Annotated in this window: 23 protein-coding genes; 14 read left to right on the forward strand and 9 right to left on the reverse strand. The window is 71.3% G+C overall.

Translation table 11 applies throughout. The features are described 5' to 3' along the window. The first annotated feature begins 71 nt into the window (after nucleotides 1–71). Nucleotides 72–1661, forward strand: a complete 1590-nt coding sequence (locus ACFVQ0_RS10275) for a DUF6350 family protein (protein ID WP_390087751.1) — start codon at nucleotides 72–74, stop codon at nucleotides 1659–1661. Here ACFVQ0_RS10275 and ACFVQ0_RS10280 read toward each other — a convergent pair. After that, nucleotides 1651–2616: a hypothetical protein gene (locus ACFVQ0_RS10280; RefSeq protein WP_390086428.1), complete on the reverse strand. Its 966-nt coding sequence runs from the start codon at nucleotides 2614–2616 to the stop codon at nucleotides 1651–1653. The genes ACFVQ0_RS10275 and ACFVQ0_RS10280 overlap by 11 nt on opposite strands. A 343-nt stretch (nucleotides 2617–2959) precedes the next feature. Here ACFVQ0_RS10280 and purN point away from each other — a divergent pair, with 343 nt between their 5' ends. Beyond that, nucleotides 2960–3616: a phosphoribosylglycinamide formyltransferase gene (purN, locus tag ACFVQ0_RS10285; RefSeq protein WP_390086430.1), complete on the forward strand. Its 657-nt coding sequence runs from the start codon at nucleotides 2960–2962 to the stop codon at nucleotides 3614–3616. Beyond that, nucleotides 3603–5156 carry a bifunctional phosphoribosylaminoimidazolecarboxamide formyltransferase/IMP cyclohydrolase gene (gene purH, locus ACFVQ0_RS10290; protein WP_390086432.1) on the forward strand — a complete coding sequence of 518 codons (1554 nt, stop codon included), beginning with the start codon at nucleotides 3603–3605 and terminating at the stop codon, nucleotides 5154–5156. Before purN ends, purH begins: the two co-directional genes overlap by 14 nt. A gap of 123 nt (nucleotides 5157–5279) precedes the next feature. Here purH and ACFVQ0_RS10295 read toward each other — a convergent pair whose 3' ends face one another. Next, nucleotides 5280–5876: a hypothetical protein gene (locus tag ACFVQ0_RS10295; protein WP_390086434.1), complete on the reverse strand. Its 597-nt coding sequence runs from the start codon at nucleotides 5874–5876 to the stop codon at nucleotides 5280–5282. 235 nt (nucleotides 5877–6111) lie between these two features. Between ACFVQ0_RS10295 and ACFVQ0_RS10300 the strand changes: the two genes are divergently transcribed. From ACFVQ0_RS10300 to ACFVQ0_RS10315, 4 genes are all read left to right on the forward strand, one after another. Next, nucleotides 6112–6978, forward strand: a complete 867-nt coding sequence (locus ACFVQ0_RS10300) for a bifunctional methylenetetrahydrofolate dehydrogenase/methenyltetrahydrofolate cyclohydrolase (protein WP_390086436.1) — start codon at nucleotides 6112–6114, stop codon at nucleotides 6976–6978. A 20-nt stretch (nucleotides 6979–6998) separates the two neighbouring features. Next, nucleotides 6999–7577, forward strand: coding sequence for a DUF3017 domain-containing protein (locus tag ACFVQ0_RS10305; protein ID WP_390086438.1), 579 nt, complete (start codon nucleotides 6999–7001; stop codon nucleotides 7575–7577). 531 nt (nucleotides 7578–8108) lie between these two features. Further along, on the forward strand, nucleotides 8109–9200 hold the full coding sequence (locus ACFVQ0_RS10310) for a helix-turn-helix domain-containing protein (RefSeq protein WP_390086440.1): 1092 nt from the start codon (nucleotides 8109–8111) through the stop codon (nucleotides 9198–9200). A gap of 174 nt (nucleotides 9201–9374) precedes the next feature. Continuing rightward, a complete protein-coding gene (locus ACFVQ0_RS10315) occupies nucleotides 9375–10364 on the forward strand; it encodes a malate dehydrogenase (protein WP_024488992.1) in 990 nt (329 codons plus the stop codon). 98 nt (nucleotides 10365–10462) lie between these two features. Here the strand turns inward: ACFVQ0_RS10315 and ACFVQ0_RS10320 are convergent, their stop codons facing one another. Together ACFVQ0_RS10320 and ACFVQ0_RS10325 are read right to left on the reverse strand one after the other, a co-directional pair. Further along, nucleotides 10463–11206, reverse strand: a complete 744-nt coding sequence (locus ACFVQ0_RS10320; protein WP_390086441.1) for an isocitrate lyase/phosphoenolpyruvate mutase family protein — start codon at nucleotides 11204–11206, stop codon at nucleotides 10463–10465. A 41-nt stretch (nucleotides 11207–11247) separates the two neighbouring features. After that, complete coding sequence (locus ACFVQ0_RS10325; RefSeq protein WP_390086443.1) at nucleotides 11248–11757, reverse strand: carboxymuconolactone decarboxylase family protein; 510 nt, start codon at nucleotides 11755–11757, stop codon at nucleotides 11248–11250. Between the two features lie 47 nt (nucleotides 11758–11804). Between ACFVQ0_RS10325 and ACFVQ0_RS10330 the strand changes: the two genes are divergently transcribed. Then, a complete protein-coding gene (locus ACFVQ0_RS10330; RefSeq protein WP_390086445.1) occupies nucleotides 11805–13208 on the forward strand; it encodes a PLP-dependent aminotransferase family protein in 1404 nt (467 codons plus the stop codon). A 424-nt stretch (nucleotides 13209–13632) separates the two neighbouring features. Here the strand turns inward: ACFVQ0_RS10330 and ACFVQ0_RS10335 are convergent, their stop codons facing one another. Next, entirely contained in the window at nucleotides 13633–13815 is a 183-nt protein-coding gene (locus ACFVQ0_RS10335; protein ID WP_390086446.1) for a hypothetical protein, read from the reverse strand. Beyond that, a complete protein-coding gene (locus ACFVQ0_RS10340; RefSeq protein ID WP_390086448.1) occupies nucleotides 13812–14051 on the reverse strand; it encodes a hypothetical protein in 240 nt (79 codons plus the stop codon). The genes ACFVQ0_RS10335 and ACFVQ0_RS10340 overlap by 4 nt, the downstream gene beginning before the upstream one ends. 92 nt (nucleotides 14052–14143) lie before the next feature. Here ACFVQ0_RS10340 and ACFVQ0_RS10345 point away from each other — a divergent pair, with 92 nt between their 5' ends. From ACFVQ0_RS10345 to ACFVQ0_RS10360, 4 genes are all read left to right on the forward strand, one after another. After that, the gene (locus ACFVQ0_RS10345; RefSeq protein ID WP_390086450.1) at nucleotides 14144–14983 is read left to right on the forward strand and encodes a helix-turn-helix transcriptional regulator; all 840 of its coding nucleotides are present in this window, start codon (nucleotides 14144–14146) and stop codon (nucleotides 14981–14983) included. After that, entirely contained in the window at nucleotides 14980–15189 is a 210-nt protein-coding gene (locus ACFVQ0_RS10350; protein WP_390086452.1) for a DUF397 domain-containing protein, read from the forward strand. Before ACFVQ0_RS10345 ends, ACFVQ0_RS10350 begins: the two co-directional genes overlap by 4 nt. Nucleotides 15190–15270: 81 nt before the next feature. Continuing rightward, on the forward strand, nucleotides 15271–15474 hold the full coding sequence (locus ACFVQ0_RS10355) for a DUF397 domain-containing protein (protein ID WP_390086454.1): 204 nt from the start codon (nucleotides 15271–15273) through the stop codon (nucleotides 15472–15474). 1 nt (nucleotide 15475) lies between these two features. After that, nucleotides 15476–15946 (forward strand): hypothetical protein, encoded by a 471-nt coding sequence (locus ACFVQ0_RS10360; RefSeq protein ID WP_390086456.1) that lies wholly within the window; start codon nucleotides 15476–15478, stop codon nucleotides 15944–15946. A 100-nt stretch (nucleotides 15947–16046) separates the two neighbouring features. Here ACFVQ0_RS10360 and ACFVQ0_RS10365 read toward each other — a convergent pair whose 3' ends face one another. Further along, nucleotides 16047–16202: a hypothetical protein gene (locus ACFVQ0_RS10365; RefSeq protein WP_390086458.1), complete on the reverse strand. Its 156-nt coding sequence runs from the start codon at nucleotides 16200–16202 to the stop codon at nucleotides 16047–16049. 447 nt (nucleotides 16203–16649) lie between these two features. Here ACFVQ0_RS10365 and ACFVQ0_RS10370 point away from each other — a divergent pair, with 447 nt between their 5' ends. Further along, complete coding sequence (locus ACFVQ0_RS10370; RefSeq protein ID WP_390086459.1) at nucleotides 16650–17003, forward strand: PRC-barrel domain-containing protein; 354 nt, start codon at nucleotides 16650–16652, stop codon at nucleotides 17001–17003. A 162-nt stretch (nucleotides 17004–17165) separates the two neighbouring features. Further along, entirely contained in the window at nucleotides 17166–18161 is a 996-nt protein-coding gene (locus ACFVQ0_RS10375) for an alpha/beta hydrolase (protein WP_390086461.1), read from the forward strand. A 28-nt stretch (nucleotides 18162–18189) separates the two neighbouring features. Here the strand turns inward: ACFVQ0_RS10375 and ACFVQ0_RS10380 are convergent, their stop codons facing one another. Beyond that, nucleotides 18190–19053 (reverse strand): hypothetical protein, encoded by an 864-nt coding sequence (locus ACFVQ0_RS10380; RefSeq protein WP_390087753.1) that lies wholly within the window; start codon nucleotides 19051–19053, stop codon nucleotides 18190–18192. A 58-nt stretch (nucleotides 19054–19111) separates the two neighbouring features. Beyond that, on the reverse strand, nucleotides 19112–20317 hold the full coding sequence (rocD, locus tag ACFVQ0_RS10385; protein ID WP_390086462.1) for an ornithine--oxo-acid transaminase: 1206 nt from the start codon (nucleotides 20315–20317) through the stop codon (nucleotides 19112–19114). Between the last annotated feature and the right edge of the window lie 69 nt (nucleotides 20318–20386).

The following is a 20386-nucleotide window of genomic DNA, read 5'->3' on the forward strand; positions in this document are numbered from 1 at the left end:
GCGACACAGCGGTCATTCGCCCGTTACATGGATTAAGCGCGTGTCGTTGGGAGCATTGCGGCGTGACCCAAGTGACCGAACGCAGCCCCTCGTTGTCGGCAGAGCAGGGACGGCCCGCCGTACTGGCCTCGGCGCTGCTGCGCGGGGTGCTCGCGGCGGGGCTCGGGCTGGGCTCCATCGCGGTGCTCGTCATGGTGCTGTGGATCAGTTCCCCGGCCTCCGACAGCGGTCCCGGCGAGGCCGTGCACACGGCCGCCGGGCTCTGGCTGCTCGCCCATGGCGCCGAACTGATCAGAACCGACACCCTGACCGGGGCCCCGGCCCCCGTCGGCGTCGTCCCGCTGCTGCTCGCCGCCGTGCCGGTCTGGCTGGTGCACCGCGCGGTCAGGGACGCGCTGGAGCCCGACGAAGGGCGCGTGGCCCCCTCGCCCGGAGCCGCGTTCGCCCTGGTGACGGGCGGATACCTGCTGGTCGGGGCGCCGGTCGCGCTCTACGCACGTGGGGCCGCGCTCTCCGCGGAGCCGCTGTCCCTGCTGTTCCCGGCGCTCCTCGTGGTGGCGGGCGCGGCGGCGGCCGGGGTGTGGACGGCGGCCGGGCGCCCGGTCGGACCGCCGCCGTCATGGGCGCCGGTGCGGCTGCACGAGGCGATGGCGCGCTCCCGGTTCGTCCGGCGGGCGGAGGCTGCGGGCCGCTCCGCGGCGGCCGGGACGATGGTCCTGCTGGGCGGGGGCGCGCTGGTGGTCGCGGCGGCGCTGGTGTGGCACGCGGACCCGGTCCAGGACTCGTTCCTGCGGCTCTCGGGAGACTGGGCAGGCCGGTTGGCGGTGCTGTTCCTGGCGCTGCTGCTGGTGCCGAACGCCGCGGTGTGGGGTGCGGCGTACGGGCTCGGGCCGGGGTTCGCGCTCGGTACGGCGTCCACGGTCGCCCCGCTCGGGTTCACCGGCCGCCCGGCGGTGCCGGACTTCCCGCTGCTGGCCGCGATGCCGGCCGAGGGCGCGGGGACGCCGCCGAACTGGGCGACGGCCGCGGTCCCGGTCGCGGCGGCGCTGGCGGTGGCCTGGTTCACCGTACGGCGGGCGGCGCCCGCACACGGTGAGCGCGAGGAGGCGTGGAGCCTGCGGGAGACCGCGTTCACCGCCGCGTTGGGGGCGCTGGGGTGCGGGGCCGGTGCGGCGCTCCTCGCGGCGGCGGCCGGGGGACCGCTCGGGACCCGTGCGCTGGCGGAGTTCGGCCCGGTGTGGTGGCTCATCGGGGCGGCGGCCCTGGTGTGGACGACGGTGCTCGGCGTTCCGCTGGCGCTGCTGCTGCGGGCCTGGCGGCTGCGTGGACGTACCGCCCCCGAGCAGCCGACGAAGAGCACCGTGCCCGCACCGGCACAGCCACCGACCCCCGCGCCAGCCCCCGCCCCGGCTCCCGTATCGGCAGGCACCGCCGGGCGGGACACGGGCGCCAAGGACGCTGGGGGCGCCAAGGACGGTGAAAGCGGAGTGGACGGCGGGGACGACGAGCTGTACGACTTCCTGCCCACCGACCCCTGGCACGCGAGGGCGGACAGCGAACGGGCGGACAGCGAACGGGCGGACAGCGAACGGGCGGACAGCGAACGGGCGGACCAGTCGGCCGAAGCCGGACCGGTCCGCCCGCCGGAAGCTACTTCTTGACGCCGAAGAGGGGCTCCAGCGGCTTCGGCAGCAGATCGTTGCAGGCCACCTGGCCCGACTTGGTGAGGGCGTCGTTCACGCAGGTGTAGTAGTCGCGGTAGACCAGCTGCACCGTGAACGACGTCGCGACGATCGACAGAGCGATCAGCGCCGTCACCAGACCGCTGACAGCGGCCGTCGTCTGCTGCCTGCTGCCGCGCTGCAGGACATTGGAGCCCGGTGCGCCCGGTGCGCCCGGCGCGGGGGCCGGGCCGGCGGCCGTACCGGGTCCCTGGAGAGCGGCGTTCGCGCCCGGCGTCGCAGCCTGCGCGGCGGCCTTGTCACCGGTCGCCGCCGGGTCCTTCGGCTTGGACCGGAGCGCGCTGATCGACCAGTAGGTCGCGAGCGCGCCCAGCAGCAGGGCGATCTCCGGCAGGTCGAAGATCGCGAAGAAGAAGGCCCACATACCGGCGAGCAAGGAGTAGCGCGCCCGGCGCTGGACGGGGTCGGTCGGGTCCCAGCGCAATCCGCCGGGCTTGCCGTCCGGGCCGCCCTTGCCGCCACCCTGCCCGTTCGGGCCGGTGGGTCCGGCGGGCTGCCCGCCGAAGCCGCCGCTCTGGCGTCCGGGCTGGTGGCTGCTCCACTGGCTGCCCCAGACGGGCCGGTTGTCCGTGGAGCCGCCCTCGGGCGCGTCCCCGCCGTCCCCGTTCCCGTTCCCGTTGTGTCCGCCGTTCCCGCCGTTGACCGGGTGGCGCGGCTGCCACGGCTGGTCCGGGCGGTCCTCCGGTGGCGGCGCGAAGGGGTTGTCGTCCTGCGGGCCGGACCCGGAGGACCCCGACGGCGAAGAGGACGAGGAAGAAGAGGACGAGGAAGAAGAGGAGGAGCCCGGCGTGGGGGACTGGCGCTCCCGCAACAGCAGTGAGCTCGGCCCGGTCAGCGGGTGGCGGAAGGCGGTGCGGCGGCGTCGGTCCGGCATATGGTGAACGTCTTCCCCATCTCGTCATTGCCGCCCTGCGGACGGTTCGCTGTCCCTGACGCTACCTCCCGGCGAGGAGGGGCCGAAAGCTGGGCGTGCGCGCGCGGTGGCCGACAGCTGCCGCCCGCAGCACCCGCTCCCGGTACCGGCCGGAGCGCCACCGGTCCCTCACCCCCGTCACGCAAGGGCCTCGCGAGGTGCCGGTATCGTTGCTGACGGTCGGCTCGTTCGTAGAGTTCCCCGTATCGGGGGGCGTGATTCTTTCGTACGACCGTACAAACACAGCATGGCCGCCGTGGCGCGGCCGCTTCGAACTGCTCCATACGCGAGAAAGGGCCCAGCCGTGGCCTCCCCGCTCCCTCCCGCCGCCCCGGCCCGACTGGTCGTCCTGGTCTCCGGTTCAGGTACGAACCTCCAAGCGCTGCTCGACGCGATCGGTGACGACCCCGAGGGGTACGGCGCGCAGGTCGTGGCGGTCGGTGCGGACCGCGACGGGATCGCCGGTCTGGAGCGGGCCGAACGAGCCGGAATCCCCACTTTCGTGTGCCGGGTCAAGGACCACGCGACGCGTCCGGAGTGGGATGCCGCGCTCGCCGCGGCCACCGCCGCGCACCGCCCGGACCTCGTCGTGTCCGCCGGGTTCATGAAGATCGTCGGCAAGGAGTTCCTCGCCGGGTTCGGCGGCCGGATCATCAACACCCACCCCGCCCTGCTCCCCAGCTTTCCCGGTGCCCACGGGGTACGTGACGCGCTCGCGTACGGCGTGAAGGTCACCGGGTGCACCGTCCACTTCGTCGACGACGGCGTCGACACCGGTCCGATCATCGCGCAGGGCGTGGTCGAGGTGACCGAAGAGGACACCCCGGAGGGCGAAGCGGCCCTCCATGAACGCATCAAGGAAGTCGAGCGAAAGCTGCTCGTCGAGGCCGTGGGGCGGCTCGCCCGTGACGGCTATCGCATTGAGGGACGAAAGGTTCATCTCGATCATGTCGGTGAATAAGCCCATCCGCCGCGCCCTGGTCAGCGTCTACGACAAGACCGGGCTCGAAGACCTCGCCCGCGGCCTGCACGAGGCCGGTGTCGAGCTGGTCTCCACCGGCTCCACCGCCGGGAAGATCGCCGCCGCCGGAGTGCCGGTCACCAAGGTCGAGGAGCTCACCGGCTTCCCCGAGTGCCTCGACGGCCGCGTCAAGACGCTGCACCCCCGCGTCCACGCCGGAATCCTGGCCGACCTGCGCCTGGACGCCCACCGCGAGCAGCTCGCCGAGCTCGGCGTGGAGCCGTTCGACCTGGTGGTCGTCAACCTCTACCCGTTCAAGGAGACCGTCGCCTCCGGGGCCTCGGCCGACGAGTGCGTGGAGCAGATCGACATCGGCGGCCCGTCGATGGTCCGTGCCGCCGCGAAGAACCACCCGTCGGTCGCCGTCGTCACCAGCCCCGAGCGGTACGCCGACGTGCTCGCCGCCGTCAAGGCGGGCGGCTTCGACCTGACCGCCCGCAAGCGGCTCGCCGCCGAGGCCTTCCAGCACACCGCCGCGTACGACGTGGCCGTCGCCTCCTGGTTCGCGGACGACTACGCCGCCGCCGACGACTCGGGCTTCCCCGACTTCTTCGGTACGACGTACGAGCGCCAGGACGTGCTGCGCTACGGCGAGAACCCGCACCAGCCCGCCGCGCTCTACACCTCCGGTACCGGCGGCCTGGCCGGTGCCGAGCAGCTGCACGGCAAGGCGATGTCGTACAACAACTACACGGACACCGACGCCGCGCGCCGGGCCGCGTACGACCACACCGAGCCCTGCGTCGCGATCATCAAGCACGCCAACCCGTGCGGCATCGCCATCGCCGACGACGTCGCGACGGCGCACCGCAACGCGCACGCCTGCGACCCGCTCTCCGCGTACGGCGGTGTCATCGCCGTCAACCGCCCGGTGACCGTCGCCATGGCCGAGCAGGTCGCGGAGATCTTCACCGAGGTCGTCGTCGCCCCGGCGTACGAGGACGGCGCCGTCGAGGTGCTGTCCCGCAAGAAGAACATCCGGGTGCTGCGCTGTCCCGAGGCCCCGTCCGCAGAGGTCGAGGTCAAGCCGATCGACGGCGGCGCGCTGCTCCAGGTCACCGACCGGCTCCAGGCCGAGGGCGACGACCCGGCCAACTGGACGCTCGCCGCGGGTGAGGCGCTCTCCGCCGACGAGCTGCGGGAGCTGGCCTTCGCCTGGAAGGCGTGCCGCGCGGTCAAGTCGAACGCGATCCTGCTCGCCAAGGACGGCGCCTCCGTCGGCGTCGGCATGGGCCAGGTCAACCGCGTCGACTCCGCGAAGCTCGCCGTCGAGCGCGCGGGCGAGGAGCGGGCCCGTGGCTCGTACGCCGCCTCCGACGCGTTCTTCCCCTTCCCCGACGGGCTGGAGATCCTGACCGGGGCCGGCGTCAAGGCCGTGGCCCAGCCCGGCGGTTCGGTCCGTGACGAGCTGGCGGTCGAGGCCGCGAAGAAGGCGGGCGTGACGATGTACTTCACGGGCACCCGGCACTTCTTCCACTGAGCCGCTGAAAAGGCCGAAGGCCGTGCACCCCGGAACGAGGGGCGCACGGCCTTCGGCCTTTTCGCGCAGTGACGACTGCTCACTGCGCACTGATCAGTAGTGCTCAGCAGGGCTCAGCAGTGCTCAGTACTGGGGCTGCTGCTGGCGGTTGAACCAGGCACCGCCGTCGGACTTGGCGACGAAGACGATGACCAGCACGGAGAGGACCGTGTGGACCAGACCGACGACGATGAAGGGGTAAATGCCCAGCAGAGCCGTGATCGACGCGAACACGATCGCGAAGATCCGGATCCCGTTGCCGCCCTTGCCGAACTTCACGGCCAGGTACACGGCGAGCGCGCCCCAGACCAGGGCGATGACAGCGATGATCCACAGGGCACTTGAGGAGTAGTCGGCGAGCTGCTGGAACTGGACGTCGTCCTTCAGCGTTTCGTCGTTCTTCGCGGCATTCACGGCAGCGGCGCTGAGCGCGATGAGGATCACGCCTATCAGCTGCAAGCCCGCGATGACATAGAGCATGACGCGGGCGGCCTTCACGCCACCCGGCATCTCCTGCACGCCGCCGTAGCCGCCGCCGAACTGCGGGTTGACGGGCGGGGCGCTGGGGTATCCGTAGCCCTGCTGCGGCACGCCCTGCGGGGCCTGCTGCGGATAGCCGTAACCCGGCTGCCCGCCCTGCTGCGGCTGGCCGTAGGGGTTGTTCGGGTCGCCGTTGCTCATGGCGAGATTCCTCCGTTGTGAAATATGCGGGGACGATGCGGTCCGGGCGGAGGAATGCTGCGCATAAAGAACGGTCTGTCCCCCCGACACTGTCCGCGTTCTGCGCGGCTCATCGTCGTCGTGACATCGTCTTTTTGTCCAGTCGGTTGCTGTATGTGTTGTGCAAGTGCAATCAGCCGGTCACCCCCGCGTCCAGAATTGGTACGAGGGAGGGGTCATCCGCGAGTATGTGCACATGACTGCCCAGATTCTCGATGGCAAGGCCACCGCAGCCGCGATCAAGTCCGATCTCACCGTCCGCGTGGCGGCCCTCAAGGCGCGGGGCATCACCCCCGGCCTGGGAACCCTCCTGGTGGGGGACGACCCGGGCAGCAAGTGGTACGTGGCCGGTAAGCACCGCGACTGCGCCCAGGTCGGCATCGGCTCCATCCAGCGCGAACTCCCCGACACCGCCACCCAGGAGGAGATCGAGGACGTCGTACGCGAGCTGAACGCCGACCCCGAGTGCACGGGGTACATCGTGCAGCTGCCGCTCCCCAAGGGAATCGACACCAACCGCGTCCTGGAACTGATGGATCCGGCCAAGGACGCCGACGGCCTGCACCCGATGAACCTCGGCCGGCTCGTGCTCAACGAGAAGGGCCCGCTGCCCTGCACCCCGCAGGGGGTCGTACAGCTGCTCCGCCACCACGATGTGGAGATCAACGGAGCGCACGTCGTGGTCGTCGGACGCGGCGTCACCATCGGCCGGTCGATCCCGCTGCTGCTGACCCGTAAGTCGGAGAACGCCACGGTGACCCAGTGCCACACCGGTACGCGTGACCTGTCCGCCCAGCTGCGGCAGGCCGACATCATCGTCGCGGCGGCCGGTGTGCCCCACATCATCAAGCCCGAGGACGTGAAGCCGGGCGCGGCCGTGCTCGACGTCGGCGTCAGCCGGGACGAGAACGGCAAGATCGTCGGCGACGTCCACCCGGGCGTGGCCGAGGTCGCCGCGTGGATCTCGCCCAACCCGGGCGGCGTCGGCCCGATGACCCGCGCCCAGCTGCTCGTCAACGTGGTCGAGGCGGCCGAGCGCGACGCCGCCCCGGCCGCGGGCTGATCCGAACCGGAAGGAACCCCATGGGTGCTGGTACGAGTCCGGCCGACCGTGCCGCCGCCGCGGACGGGCCGGCCGCCGGGAGCGATGACGCGGAAGTGGAAGCGGAAGCCGTAGAGGCGCCGGGCGGCGTGGCGGACGACACCGCGGACGGCCGCACCGGCAGCCATCTGGCACCCGCTCCCGCCGAGGGGTCCACGACGGGCCGTACGCGCGAGCCGGCGTCGCTCACCACGGACACCGCGCGCCCCGAGGGCGGCGGCCGGGCCGCGGGCGGGGACGCCCCGGCCCCCGCCCGCCAGTGGCCGTTGCTCGCGGTGCTCTGCACGGCCGCGATCGGGCTGCTGGTCGTGGCCACCGATCCCTTCGAGGAGGCCTTCCGGATCGGCACGATACTGATCGGCGTCGCCCTCATCGGGGGCGCGGTGCTCCGCCTCGTGATCCCCTCGGTGGGCATGCTCGCGGTGCGCTCCCGCTTCACGGACCTGGTGACGTACGGACTGCTGGGCGTCCTCATCGTGATGCTCTCGCTGATGGCCCAGCCCAAGCCGTGGCTGGACATCCCGTTCCTGGAGAACGCGGTCCACTTCACGATCCGCTGAACCGGTCCGCTTCAGATCCGCTGAACCGGTCCGCTGAACCGACCGCTCATCGGCGTCCGTCCCCTCCCCCGTGGGGGGACGGACGCCGGGAGGCGGGGCGCGCCGGAGCGAAAAGCTCCGGAATGCGGCGAGTTGAGCGGCCTTGCCCCGTCCTGACTCCAGCCTTGTGGTTGGGGGAGGGCTGTTCAAGGGATGACTGTGGCCTGTGGCACGGAAGTGACCATTCCGCCACGGTGTGATCGTCAGGCAACGATGGCAGACTGGCCCGGCGGACGGCCGGTGTACGGCAGCCGGCGGATGGCCGTGGGCCGGCGAGGCAGGGGCGCGCGCGGGTGCGTGCCGGACGCGCGAGTGCAACCGTGCGCTGTCCCGCCAGGAACTGGCAGCCCGCTTCGCGCATCTCCCTGGGTAGTCCGGAACGGAAGACCACCGGTCCCGGACAGGGGAAAAGCGGAAGCCGAAACGACGTGAAGCCGAAACGACGTGAAGCGGGTATGACGTGAAGCGGGAATCGGGAAGCAGGGGGAAGTAATGCCGCGTTGGAAGGCGCTGCCGGAGGACCTCGACCCACAGGTACGGGAGTTCGCGGGCCAGCTGCGCAGACTCGTCGACCGCAGCGGCCTGAGCATCGCCGCGGTGGCCGACCGCACGGGGTACAGCAGGACGTCGTGGGAGCGGTACCTGAACGGGCGGCTGCTCCCACCCAGGGGTGCGATCGTCGCGCTGGCCGAGGTGACGGGCACCAACCACGTCCACCTGAACACCATGTGGGAGCTGACGGAACGGGCCTGGAGCCGGGCCGAGATGCGCCACGACATGACGATGGAGGGCATGCGGATCATCCAGGCGCGTGCCGCGCTCGGTGAGACCGGGCAGCCGTCGCGCGGCCATGGCAGGAGCCGCCCCTCAGGAGCCGTCGGCACGGCGGAGGGCGCTGCCGGTGCGAGCGGCGCGCACCGCTCGCCGTCCGTACCCGTCCAGCGCGGGACCGTCCCGCACATCCCCCAGCAGTCGCAGCCGCTGCCACACCCGCAACAGCAGCCGTATCCGCAGCAGCCGCCGTCCGAGCGCCGTGAGCCCGGAAGCCGCCGTGCCGGTCGTGGCAGTGGCGGGGGCCGCGACGGCAGCCGCCGTAAACAGCTGGTGGTCGCCGTGGCCGCGTTGGCCCTCCTGCTGGCGGTGACCGGTGCCGTCCTGCTGACCTCCCCCGGCGGGGACGCCGACGCAGAGCGGGCCGCCGCGCCTTCCCCCACGCCGACGAGCAGCGCGCCGGAACCGCCGGCCGGAGTCGGGTGCAACGGTTCCGCGTGCGCCGGGCAGGACCCGGAGGACATGGGCTGCGGCGGCAAGCACGTCCGTACGGTCGCCAGCGCCACCGTCGGCGCGAGCGTCGTCGAGGTGCGCTACAGCGAGCCCTGCGGGGCGGCGTGGGCCCGGATCACCAAGGCGGCGGCCGGTGACACCGTGCGGATCAGCGCGGGCGGAGCGGGCCAGGACGGCAAGGTGTCCACCGCGCTGGACACGTACACCCCGATGGTCGCCGTGAAGCGGGTCGCGGACGTCAAGGCCTGCGCCACCCTCGCCGTCGGCACGAAGGGATGCACGGCCGAAGCGACCGGGTGACGGCTCTCGTGAGCGCGGAGTGACCGGTTGTGTGCGGTGCCACAGGGGGCCGGGCGGCCACGGGGTTCCGGGTCGGATAGCCTGATCGCTGGATATCTCTTCACATCAAGATTCAGGGATGTCCAGCACCAGGGGCCAGGAGCCCCCACCGCCAGCTGTCTAACGGAGATCGCCATGACCCGCACTCCCGTGAATGTCACCGTGACCGGCGCAGCCGGCCAGATCGGCTACGCGCTGCTCTTCCGCATCGCCTCCGGCCACCTGCTCGGCCCGGACGTGCCGGTCAACCTGCGTCTCCTGGAGATCCCGCAGGGTCTGAAGGCCGCCGAGGGCACCGCGATGGAGCTCGACGACTGCGCCTTCCCGCTGCTGCGCAACATCGAGATCACCGACGACGCCAACGTCGGCTTCGCCGGTGCCAACGTCGCCCTGCTCGTCGGCGCCCGCCCGCGCACCAAGGGCATGGAGCGCGGCGACCTGCTCTCCGCCAACGGCGGCATCTTCAAGCCGCAGGGCAAGGCGATCAACGACAACGCCGCGGACGACATCAAGGTCCTCGTCGTCGGCAACCCGGCCAACACCAACGCGCTCATCGCGCAGGCCGCCGCCCCGGACGTACCGGCCGAGCGCTTCACCGCGATGACCCGCCTGGACCACAACCGCGCGATCTCGCAGCTGGCCGCCAAGACCGGTGCCGCCGTCTCCGACATCAAGAAGCTGACGATCTGGGGCAACCACTCGGCCACCCAGTACCCGGACATCTTCCACGCGGAGATCGCCGGCAAGAACGCCGCCGAGCTCGTCAACGACGAGGCCTGGCTGGGCGACACCTTCATCCCGACCGTCGCCAAGCGCGGCGCCGCGATCATCGAGGCCCGTGGCGCGTCCTCCGCCGCCTCCGCCGCGAACGCCGCCATCGACCACGTGCACACCTGGGTCAACGGCACCGCCGCGGGCGACTGGACCTCCATGGGTATCCCGTCGGACGGCTCCTACGGCGTCCCCGAGGGCATCATCTCGTCGTTCCCGGTCACCACGGAGAACGGCACCTACAAGATCGTCCAGGGCCTGGACATCAACGAGTTCTCCCGTGCGCGCATCGACGCCTCGGTGAAGGAGCTCACCGAAGAGCGCGACGCGGTCCGCGAGCTCGGCCTCATCTGATCCACCGCCCGTTCGCGGGTACGCAGACGCCCCCGGCAGCAGCTCGCTGCCGGGGGCGCGGTGTTTCCGTACGCCGGTGCTTTCCGTACGCCAGCGGCTCAGGCCGTGCGCAGCTCGTCGCGCAGCTCGTCCGCGATTCCGCGTACGGCGGCCATGGCCCGGCGCTGGAGCCCTGGACCGAAGGTGATCCGGGCGGCGCCCAGCTCCCCGAGCCTGCGCGGGCCGGGACCGTCCGGCCGGGAGAGCGCGTTGAGCGGCGCGGGCACGGCGGCGGCCAGCCGGGGGAGCGACTCTGCCGGGGCGCCGATCGGGTAGACGCAGTCCGCGCCCGCCGCCACGTACAGCAGCGCGCGGCGCACGGTCTCCGCCTCCTGGTCGCCCGTACCGGCCGGGACGCCGTGCACGTAGGTGTCGACCCGCGCGTTGACGAAGAGCGCGTCCCCGGCGACCGCCCGCACCTCCGCCAGCCGGTCCGCCTGCCGGTCCGGCTCGACCAGGACACCGTCCACCGAGTCCTCCAGGTTGCAGCCGACCGCCCCGGTGGCCAGCAGCCGCTCCACCAGCTCCTTCGGCGCCAGCCCGTACCCCGCCTCGATGTCCGCGGAGACGGGGACGGCGACGGCGCGGGCGATCCGTGCCACCGCCGCGAACATCTCCGCCGCGGGCGTCTCCCCGTCCGCGTACCCGAGCGACGCCGCGACGCCCGCGCTCGGTGTGGCCAGGGCCGGGAACCCGGCGTCCGCGAAGACCCGGGCGCTGGCGGCGTCCCACGGGCCGGGCAGGACCAGGGGATCGCCGGGGGTGCGGCCGTGGTGCAGCGCGCGGAGGTCGTACGCGGTCATCGCGGGGCTCCAGACGGGGGAGGGGCGGGGAGAGGGGACGGTCAGCGGTGGTCGCCCGGCGTGTAGTGGCCCGGGACCATCCGGGTGGACACGGCGAACCGGTTCCAGGCGTTGATCGTGATGATCGCGGCGATGAGCTGGGCGAGCTCCGCCTCGTCGAAGTGCTTGGCGGCCTTCTCGTACACCTCGTCCGGGACGAAACCGTCGGTCAGGACGGTCACCGCCTCGGTCAGCTCGATCGCCGCGATCTCCTTCGGCGTGTAGAAGTGCTGCGACTCCTCCCACGCGCTGAGCTGCACGATCCGCTGGATGGACTCGCCCGCCGCGAGGGCGTCCTTGGTGTGCATGTCGAGGCAGAACGCGCAGTGGTTGAGCTGCGAGGACCGGATCTTGACCAGCTCGGCCACGACCGGGTCGAGCCCCTTGCGGGACGCGGCCTCCAGTCGGGCCATCGCCTTGTAGACGTCGGGGGCGTGCTCGGCCCACTGCATACGGGGCGTGTGCTCGGCGGTGTACTCGGACGTTGCGTGGTGGTGCTCGTTCGTGGTCATGCATACGACGTTACGCGCGGGATGGCGCAGCGGTATGGTCCATTTTCATGACAGAGCCCTGGGCCACTTTCGGAGCCGACCTGCACATTGACCCGACCGGCGCAACCGGACTGCGGGCCGGGCTCATGGACGCCCTGCGCGAGGCGGCCCGGACGGGTCGGCTGGCACCGGGCACCCGGCTGCCGTCGTCCCGCACCCTCGCGGCGGACCTCGGCATCGCCCGCAACACCGTCGCGGACGCCTACGCGGAACTCGTCGCGGAGGGCTGGCTCACCGCCCGCCAGGGCTCCGGCACCCGGGTCGCCCGCCGCGCCGAGCCCCGCCGCGCGGCGACCAGGGCGCCGCGTTCCCGGCCGCCCCGCACCAGCCCCGCCTACAGCCTGATGCCCGGCTCGCCCGACCTGTCGACGTTCCCGCGCGCCGAATGGCTCAAGGCCGCCCGCCGCGCGCTCACCTCCGCGCCCAACGACGCCCTCGGCTACGGCGATCCGCGCGGCCGAGTCGAACTGCGCACCGTGCTGGCCGACTACCTGTCACGGGCCCGGGGCGTGTACGCGGACCCCGACCGCATCGTCATCTGCTCCGGCTTCGTCCACGGACTGATGATGACGGGCAAGGTGCTGCGGGAGCGCCGTGTACGGGAGGTGGCCGTCGAATCGTACGGACTCGACGTGCACACCCGTCTGCTCACCGAGGCCGGGCTGCGCATCCCCTGCCTGCCGCTCGACGAACTCGGCTCCCGGACCGGCGAACTACCCGCGATGCGGGGCGCGGGCGCGGTGCTGCTGACCCCCGCGCACCAGTTCCCGACCGGGGTGCCGCTCCACCCCGACCGGCGGGCCGCCGCCGTCGACTGGGCCCGGAGCACGGGCGGGCTGATCCTGGAGGACGACTACGACGGCGAGTTCCGCTACGACCGCCAGCCGGTCGGCGCCCTCCAGGGACTGGACCCGGAACGCGTCGTGTACTTCGGCACGGCCAGCAAATCCCTGGCGCCGGGGCTGCGGCTGGGCTGGATGGTGGTCCCGCAGGCACTGGTGGGCGAAGTGACCGAGGCCAAGGGGCTCAGCGACTGGTCGTCCAGCGCGCTGGACCAGCTGACACTCGCGGAGTTCATCGCCTCGGGCGCGTACGACCGGCATGTACGTTCCATGCGGCTGCGCTACCGCCGACGCCGCGACCAGCTCGTCGCCGCCCTTGCGGAACGGGCCCCGTCCATCAGGATCAGCGGAATCGCCGCCGGTCTGCACGCCGTACTCGAACTCCCGGAGGGCAGCGAGACGGACGTCGTCCGCTCCGCGGCCTGGCAGGGGCTGGCGGTGGAGGGACTGTCCCGCTATCGCCACCCGGACGCCGAGGTGAGCCGCGAGGCGCTGGTCATCGGCTACGGAACCCCGACCGACAGCGCCTGGGCGGGCACCCTGGACGCGCTCGTACGGGTGCTGCCGTGAGGCGGCGCGTTCGACGCCCGCGGTCCGGCCCGACCGGACGCGCCGTACCGCGAGTGTCACCAGTAGCCCGGCGACGGGGTCGACCAGGGTGAACGCGTCGGGGCACCCGGATTCCAGCCGTGCCATCGCCTCGTCCTGCCGCGCGTGGTCCCCGGCCCACTCCCGGAGCCCGTCCAGCACGGTGCGGCTCCGCAGGACGGCCGCCCGCACATCCGCCCCTCCGGAACGCCGCCCCCCGCCGGACTGGGCGCCGGGCCCCTCAGCGAGCAGAAGCGCCTGCCGCCGCAGCCACCGAAGGGCGAGCCTGCGATTGCGCACCACGACCTCGCCCAGCGAAACGGCACGCTGCCCGTCGGTCACGGCGATCTCCGCCCCGTAGCCCCTACCGGTCACGCGGCGCGCTCCCGCCGCTCGGGGACGCGCTTCACGACGGCTCCGCGTGCGCCGGGTGCTCGGGCTCGGCGTCCCGGTGCCGCTTGCGCAGCACCCGGCAGTCAGTCGCCCGGCTCTCGTCCCGCCGGCTCCGGGCCACGGCTTCGGCCAGCTCGAACTCCTGGCACTCACGGCACTCGGCGGGCTCGGCGGCGCTGTTGCTGCTGGCGTTCATGCCACGTCCCCCCGGCTCCTGGCGTTCTCGTAAGCGGTACGGGCGCGGAGCCGCTCGTCGCGGGTGGCGGGCCGGACGTATTCGGGGATGGCGTCCCACTCGGGGCCCCCGCCGACGGGCCGCAGCGACCAGTAGGGACCGGAGACGCCCCGGAACTCCCCGACGCGGTCATTGCGGCCCCGGTCCACCAGGAGTGCCCCGACGGGCGGGAGTTGGACGCGCTTCTGCTCAGGCATCGCCGCACCTCTCTGTAGTCATTCCACTACCAAGGGCGTTCAGCGTGGCCTAGGGTGAGGCTGTCTTCAACGTAACTCCAGGGGAGGGCACATTGGTAAACCGTAAAGAGTTGAACCCGGAAGCAAGTGCCCAGGCGGCTTTCGGTGCGCGTTTACGCAGACTGCGCGAGGAGCGCGGCTGGACCCAGGATCACCTGGGTACGCTGGCCGGCTGCTCGGGCAGGCACATCTCGGCAATCGAAACTGGTCGCAAATCTGCAACCCGCCCTTTTTCGATCCGAGCCGACACTGCGTTCGGTACAACCGGCAGCACCAAGTCGTTCGAGCGTGAGTGGCGAGAGATCAAGCACGGCAACTTGCTGGAGGGCTTCCCGCAGTACGTGGGCTATGAGGGCCGAGCCGTTGAGATCCGGCTCTTCGAGATCGGGATCATTCCGGGGCTGTTGCAGACACCGGAGTACGCACGGGTCTTGGCCGACAGTGATGTGCAGCGCGGGTCCATCACGCCGGACCAGGCTGCCGAGCGCGTCTCCTTCCTTGCGGAAAGGCAAGCTGCGCTCGCAAGGGCCCGTCCGCCCATGGTGCTTGTCGTCATGGATGAGAGCTGCCTCCGTCATGCTGTCGGGGGCAGCGAGGTCATGGAGGCTCAGCTCCAGCGGTTGGTCGAGATCGCAGCCCGTCCCAACTGGGTCCTACAGGTTGCCCCGTTCGAGATAGGAGAGCGACGCCCCTTCAACCTTCCCGTCAATCTGCTCACCCTGGCGGACCGGTCTGTCCTCGCGTATGCCGAGTCGCAGGCACAGGGGCACGTGGATCGCGAGACTGCCTCTGTCGTTCCTCTGCTGACGGCATACCATCAACTACAGGCCGAGGCGATGTCGCAGGCCGCATCGGTAGCCATGATCAAGCAGTTACGAAAGGGCACCCCGTGACGACCGATTCCCCACGCTGGTTCAAGTCCTCATACAGCTCGAACGGCGGCAACTGCATCGAGGTCGCAGCCAACTTGGTGGCCGCACAGGGCATCGTCCCGGTCCGCGACTCGAAGAACTTGAGCGGCCCGGTCCTGACCGTGCCCACCGGCTCGTTCGTCGCCTTCGTGGCGGGCGTGAAGACAGGCGAGTTCGGCGGTATCTGACAGGCGCAGGCAGCACAGCCCCACCGTGTACCGCATGGTGGGGCCATGGCCATGTCCGAGCAGGTTAGGAAAGGGCACCCCGTGACGACCGATTCCCCACGCTGGTTCAAGTCCTCGTACAGCTCCAACGGCGGCGACTGCGTCGAGGTCGCCGTCAATCTCGCCGCCGCGCATGGCATCGTCCCGGTCCGCGACTCGAAGAACGTGAGCGGCCCCGCCCTGACCGTGCCCACCGGCTCGTTCGCCGCCTTCGTGGCGGGCGTGAAGACCGGAGAGTTCGGCTGAGATGAAGGACCCGGACAGGGTCGCAGCGCTCGGTGACGACTGGTGCGACCTGAGCGAGGGCTGCGACCTGGCCCCCGGGACGCTGGCGCGCGAGCTCAGGACCGAGGTGCACCCCGCGCATCCGTTCTTCGGGGCAGCGCTGGAGGTGATCGCGCACCGGTGGTCGAACGACGACGTGCTCTGCCGTCACCTCGCTACACCCGCTCGCTACTCGATCATCCATCTCACGTGGTCGAGACGTGAGGAGATCGGGAGCTGCCCGACGGTCGACGCGGACGGGGAGTGGTCGCACATCGTCGCGTACGAGAACGGTGTCGACGCGGCGCTCAGCGCGGCGGAGGCGCTCGAACAGGACGGTCGGCGCGCGCCGATGGGGCCGGCGGGCACCGCGTCACGACCGATCACCGTAGAAGCGGTGCACGCGTGGCCCGAGGATTCCGCCGTCCCGCACGGGCCCCGCGGGCGCGGGTAAAGCGTTGGGGCACGGGACCACCAGGGTTGACCTGGTGGTCCCGTGCCCCAACGCTCTTTCGGACGCCCCGCAGAGAGGGCTAGACACTCAAGGGCCCGACCTAGAAGTAGTGCTTCCGTCCGCCGACCGCGCGGCCGGTCGAGCCGAGGATCCACAGGATGGCGCCGACCACGATGAGTACACCACCGATGGTCGTCAGCAGTCCCAGGCTGGTGAGCAGGCCGACAATAAGCAGAATAAGCCCCAGGAGAATCATGTCAGTTCCTATCTTTGAATCTATTGGCACGTATGAAGTCCCCTGTGCGGCTGCCAGGAGGCTGTTCTGTCCGACCGTCTGCCCCTCGGGTTCGACTTCACACACGACTCTCCTGAAATAAATCAGGACAGGGGTGCGGGGACTGCCGGTGAGCCGGTCTCCCCGGCAGCCCCCGCCTGGGGCGCAGCCCCCTCCCTGCCCAGGTCCGAGCGCCCTCTCTGCTTAGTTCTGACTGGGGTGGACCTCACTCGTCTCCAACTGCGACGCGGCTTCCCGGTCGCTCCCGCCCCCCCCCTCGGCGGGTGCCGGTCAGCCGGACATGATTGGAATCCGAGCTGAGGGGCAGGCGCCTTTCTGAGAGCGCGTCACCAAATATGGGTGAGGCCATTGCGGATTGCGATGCTTTTCGATCGCGGACCGCGAAGCATTACTGATGAGGAGACGCACATGAGTGAGAACATCTGGGGCTACACGTCGACTGCCGGTCACGCTGCGGGTACCGACCTGATCGGATACAAGGTCGAGGCCACCGACGGAAGCATCGGAAAGGTCGACAAGCATTCGGACGACGTCAACTCCGCATATCTCGTGGTCGACACCGGTGTCTGGATCTTCGGCAAGCATGTACTGCTGCCGGCCGGTACCGTGAAGACGATCGACCAGGCGGAGCGAAAGATCTATGTCGATCTCACCAAGGACCAGATCAAGGGTTCTCCGGAGTTCGACAAGGACAAGCACGTCGGCGATGCCGGTTACCACGAGCAGCTCGGCGGCTACTACCAGAGCCACCGTCGCCACTGACACACCGATCTGACGCGTGAGTGGGCCCCCGGACAACTCCGGGGGCCCACTTGTGCGTAGAGAACACGAGCCGGGTGTAACCGGTGCTCGGGAGGGGGTGTTGGGCCTACCTCTGGGGTGGTGTTGGGCCGCTGGTGGGCCGAACGGCCCTTTCGTAGCGTCTTGCTCATGACGAAAGCGACGAACGAAGAACGAACGGGCACCACCCGGCGGACGGCACTGCGTGGCCTGGGGTCGGGGCTGGGGCTCGCGGTCGGAGGCGCGGCACTGGCCACCGGGCTGGGGACCTCACCGGCTGCGGCGGACCCGCGTCGCGGGCCCACCACCTACGTGCTGGTGCACGGCACCCACAGCGCCGGTGCCTTCTGGACGCCCATCGCGCGTGAGCTGACCCTGCGCGGCCACCGCGTCGCCACGGTGGACCAGCCGCAGCACGGCGCGGAGGCCTTCGTGCCGGAGTCGTACCAGCGGCAGGACCTCAAGGCGATGGCGGCCGAACCTTCCCCGCTGAAGGGGCTCGGGCTGGACGACTACGAGGCGCGCGTCACCGGCATCGTCCGGCGGGCGGCACGGAACGGCCCGGTGGTGCTGGTCGGGCACAGCCTCGGCGGCGTATCGGTCAGCCGTGTCGCCGACGCCGTCCCGCATCTGCTCCACCACATCTGCTACATGGCGGCCTTCTGCCCCAGCCGGGCCATGCCTTCGGCGGACGACTGCACGGCGGCACCCGAGAACGCGGACGCCGTCAGCCCGGTCGAGCTGACAGTGGGCGACCCGGACCGGCTCGGCGTCCTGCGCCTCAACTTCCGGACGGGCGACAGCCATGCGCTGGCCCTCCTGAAGGAGATGATCTGCGCGGACTACCCCGACGCCGACTTCCGCCGAATCCTGGCCGGCATGCAGACCGACGAGCCCGTCGCCGCGTACGCGGGCCGTGCCGTCGGCCGGGCCGGTAGCTGGGGACGGATCCCCCGCACCTACCTGCGTTTCGGCCGGGACCGGACGATCGCCACCGCGCTCCAGGACCGGATGATCGCGGAGGCCGACGCGTTCACCCCCGGCAACCGCTTCCGCGTGCACGACTTCCCCGGAGCGTCACACGTCGGCCCCCTGGACCCCGCCCCGGTCGCGGAAGCCCTGGACACGCTCGCGCGGTAGGGGGCGCGGCCCCGGCCGCACGGTGGCCCTACCTCGGGCTCACCGCAGGCGCGTCGCCCGTCGCGTCGTCCTGTGCCGGGGCCTCGCCGAAGCGGGCCAGGGCCAGGGCGCCCGCGACGGCCACCGCGAAACCGGTGATCGCCAGCCAGCCGAGGCCCTCGCGGGTACGGTCCCCGAGCCAGATGACGCCGACCAGGGCGGGCCCGATCGTCTCGCCCAGGACCATTCCGGCGGTCGCCGTCGTCACCGAGCCGCGTTGCAGCGCAGAGGTGAGCAGCAGGAACGCCGAACCGCCGCCCACCAGCAGCGCGTACGTGGCCGGGTTGGTCAGCAGCGCGGCCGGTGACACGTCGTCGATGAGCCGGACGGCGACCTCCACCACGCCGAATCCGCAGCCCGCGCCGAGCCCCAGGACCAGTGCGCGGGCCCGCTCGGGCAGCCGGCCCGCCGCCGCACCGATCAGCAGGACGGCGACCGCGATCCCGAGCATCGACCAGCGCAGCGCGTCCGAGCCGGTCAGGTGGCCCTCGCCGCCGGAGGCGAGCCCCAGCATGCCCAGGCCCGCGCAGACCACGGCGACGGCCGTCCACTCGGTGGAGCTCAGCCGCACCTGGAGCAGGCGGGCGGCGACGACGGCGGTGACGGCGAGACTCGCGGCCAGCGCCGCGCCGACCGCGTAGATGGGCAGCGAGCGCAGGGCGATGATCTGGAGCACGAAGCCGAGGCCGTCGAGGGCGAGCCCGGCGACGTACCGCCACTGCCGTACCGCCCGCAGCAGAAGCGCCGGATCGACCCCCGCCCCGGCGCCGGGCTCGGCCGCGGCCCGCGCGGCGACGGCCTGAAGGACGGAGGCCGTGCCGAAACAGACCGCTGAACCGAGCGCGCAGATCATCCCCAGAAGCACACGGGGACTCTACTGGGGTCCCGAGCGCCGGAGGGGAGCCCGGTGGTCAGCCGCGCAGGACTTCGCGGAGCTGCTCCAGGCCCCAGTCCAGGTCCTCCTTGCTGATCACCAGCGGTGGGGCGATCCGGATCGTCGAACCATGGGTGTCCTTCACCAGCACCCGGCGGTCCATCAGCTTCTCGGAGATCTCCCGGCCCGTGCCGTGGCCGGGGGCGATGTCGACACCCGCCCAGAGCCCGCGCCCCCGCACCGACTCCACCGCACCCCCGCCCACCAGCAGCCCCAGCTCCTGATGGAGGTGGTCGCCCAACTCCGTTGCCCGCTGCTGGAACTCACCGGTCCGCAGCATCGCGATGACCTCCAGCGCCACCGCGCACGCCAGCGGATTGCCGCCGAACGTCGAACCGTGCTCGCCGGGCCGGTACACCCCCAGCACGGCGGCCGACGACACCACGGCCGACACCGGCACGACGCCGCCGCCCAGCGCCTTGCCGAGCACGTACATGTCCGGCACGACACCCTCGTGCTCACACGCGAACGTCTTCCCGGTCCGGCCCAGACCCGACTGGATCTCGTCCGCGATGAACAGCACATTCCGCTCCCGGGTCAGCTCCCGCACCCCGGGGAGGTAGCCGGGCGGCGGCACCAGCACCCCCGCCTCGCCCTGGATCGGCTCCAGCAGCACCGCCACGGTGTTCTCCGTCATCGCGGCCCGCAGCGCGGTCAGATCCCCGTACGGCACGATCTCGAACCCCGGCGTGTACGGCCCGAAGTCCGCACGGGCCTCGTGGTCCGTGGAGAAGCTGATGACCGTCGTCGTCCGGCCGTGGAAGTTGTCAGAGGCGACGATGATCTTGGCCATGCCGTCCGGGACGCCCTTGACCCGGTAGCCCCACTTGCGGGCGGTCTTCACCGCGGTCTCCACAGCCTCCGCCCCGGTGTTCATCGGCAGCACCATCTCCATGCCGCACAACTCGGCCAGCCGCGTACAGAACTCGGCGAAACGGTCGTGATGGAAGGCCCGCGAGGTCAGGGTCACCCGCTCCAGCTGCGCCTTGGCGGCCTCGATCAGCCGGCGGTTGCCGTGGCCGAAGTTGAGCGCGGAGTAGCCGGCGAGCATGTCGAGATACCGCCGCCCCTCGACATCGGTCATCCAGGCACCCTCCGCCGTCGCGACGACGACGGGCAGCGGATGGTAGTTGTGCGCGCTGTGCGCATCGGCGGAGGCGATGGCGTCTTCCGTGGTCGACACGGGATCTCCGTTCGTCGTGCGGATTGGGTCGGTGTGCCCACTTTGTATCGTCGGTCGGATCGCCCGCGA

Origin of the sequence: Streptomyces sp. NPDC057900 (assembly GCF_042887885.1) — a bacterium.
In the GTDB taxonomy this organism is placed as follows: Bacteria; Actinomycetota; Actinomycetes; order Streptomycetales; family Streptomycetaceae; genus Streptomyces.

Excerpts from the sequence above, each read along its gene's own strand:
- ACFVQ0_RS10280 (WP_390086428.1), bottom strand. The coding sequence starts at position 2,616 with ATGCCGGACCGACGCCGCCGCACCGCCTTCCGCCACCCGCTGACCGGG.
- purH (WP_390086432.1), top strand. The coding sequence starts at position 3,603 with ATGTCGGTGAATAAGCCCATCCGCCGCGCCCTGGTCAGCGTCTACGAC.
- ACFVQ0_RS10295 (WP_390086434.1), bottom strand. The coding sequence starts at position 5,876 with ATGAGCAACGGCGACCCGAACAACCCCTACGGCCAGCCGCAGCAGGGC.
- ACFVQ0_RS10300 (WP_390086436.1), top strand. The coding sequence starts at position 6,112 with ATGACTGCCCAGATTCTCGATGGCAAGGCCACCGCAGCCGCGATCAAG.
- ACFVQ0_RS10305 (WP_390086438.1), top strand. The coding sequence starts at position 6,999 with ATGGGTGCTGGTACGAGTCCGGCCGACCGTGCCGCCGCCGCGGACGGG.
- ACFVQ0_RS10310 (WP_390086440.1), top strand. The coding sequence starts at position 8,109 with ATGCCGCGTTGGAAGGCGCTGCCGGAGGACCTCGACCCACAGGTACGG.
- ACFVQ0_RS10315 (WP_024488992.1), top strand. The coding sequence starts at position 9,375 with ATGACCCGCACTCCCGTGAATGTCACCGTGACCGGCGCAGCCGGCCAG.
- ACFVQ0_RS10320 (WP_390086441.1), bottom strand. The coding sequence starts at position 11,206 with ATGACCGCGTACGACCTCCGCGCGCTGCACCACGGCCGCACCCCCGGC.
- ACFVQ0_RS10325 (WP_390086443.1), bottom strand. The coding sequence starts at position 11,757 with ATGACCACGAACGAGCACCACCACGCAACGTCCGAGTACACCGCCGAG.
- ACFVQ0_RS10330 (WP_390086445.1), top strand. The coding sequence starts at position 11,805 with ATGACAGAGCCCTGGGCCACTTTCGGAGCCGACCTGCACATTGACCCG.
- ACFVQ0_RS10335 (WP_390086446.1), bottom strand. The coding sequence starts at position 13,815 with ATGAACGCCAGCAGCAACAGCGCCGCCGAGCCCGCCGAGTGCCGTGAG.
- ACFVQ0_RS10340 (WP_390086448.1), bottom strand. The coding sequence starts at position 14,051 with ATGCCTGAGCAGAAGCGCGTCCAACTCCCGCCCGTCGGGGCACTCCTG.
- ACFVQ0_RS10360 (WP_390086456.1), top strand. The coding sequence starts at position 15,476 with ATGAAGGACCCGGACAGGGTCGCAGCGCTCGGTGACGACTGGTGCGAC.
- ACFVQ0_RS10365 (WP_390086458.1), bottom strand. The coding sequence starts at position 16,202 with ATGATTCTCCTGGGGCTTATTCTGCTTATTGTCGGCCTGCTCACCAGC.
- ACFVQ0_RS10370 (WP_390086459.1), top strand. The coding sequence starts at position 16,650 with ATGAGTGAGAACATCTGGGGCTACACGTCGACTGCCGGTCACGCTGCG.
- ACFVQ0_RS10380 (WP_390087753.1), bottom strand. The coding sequence starts at position 19,053 with ATGATCTGCGCGCTCGGTTCAGCGGTCTGTTTCGGCACGGCCTCCGTC.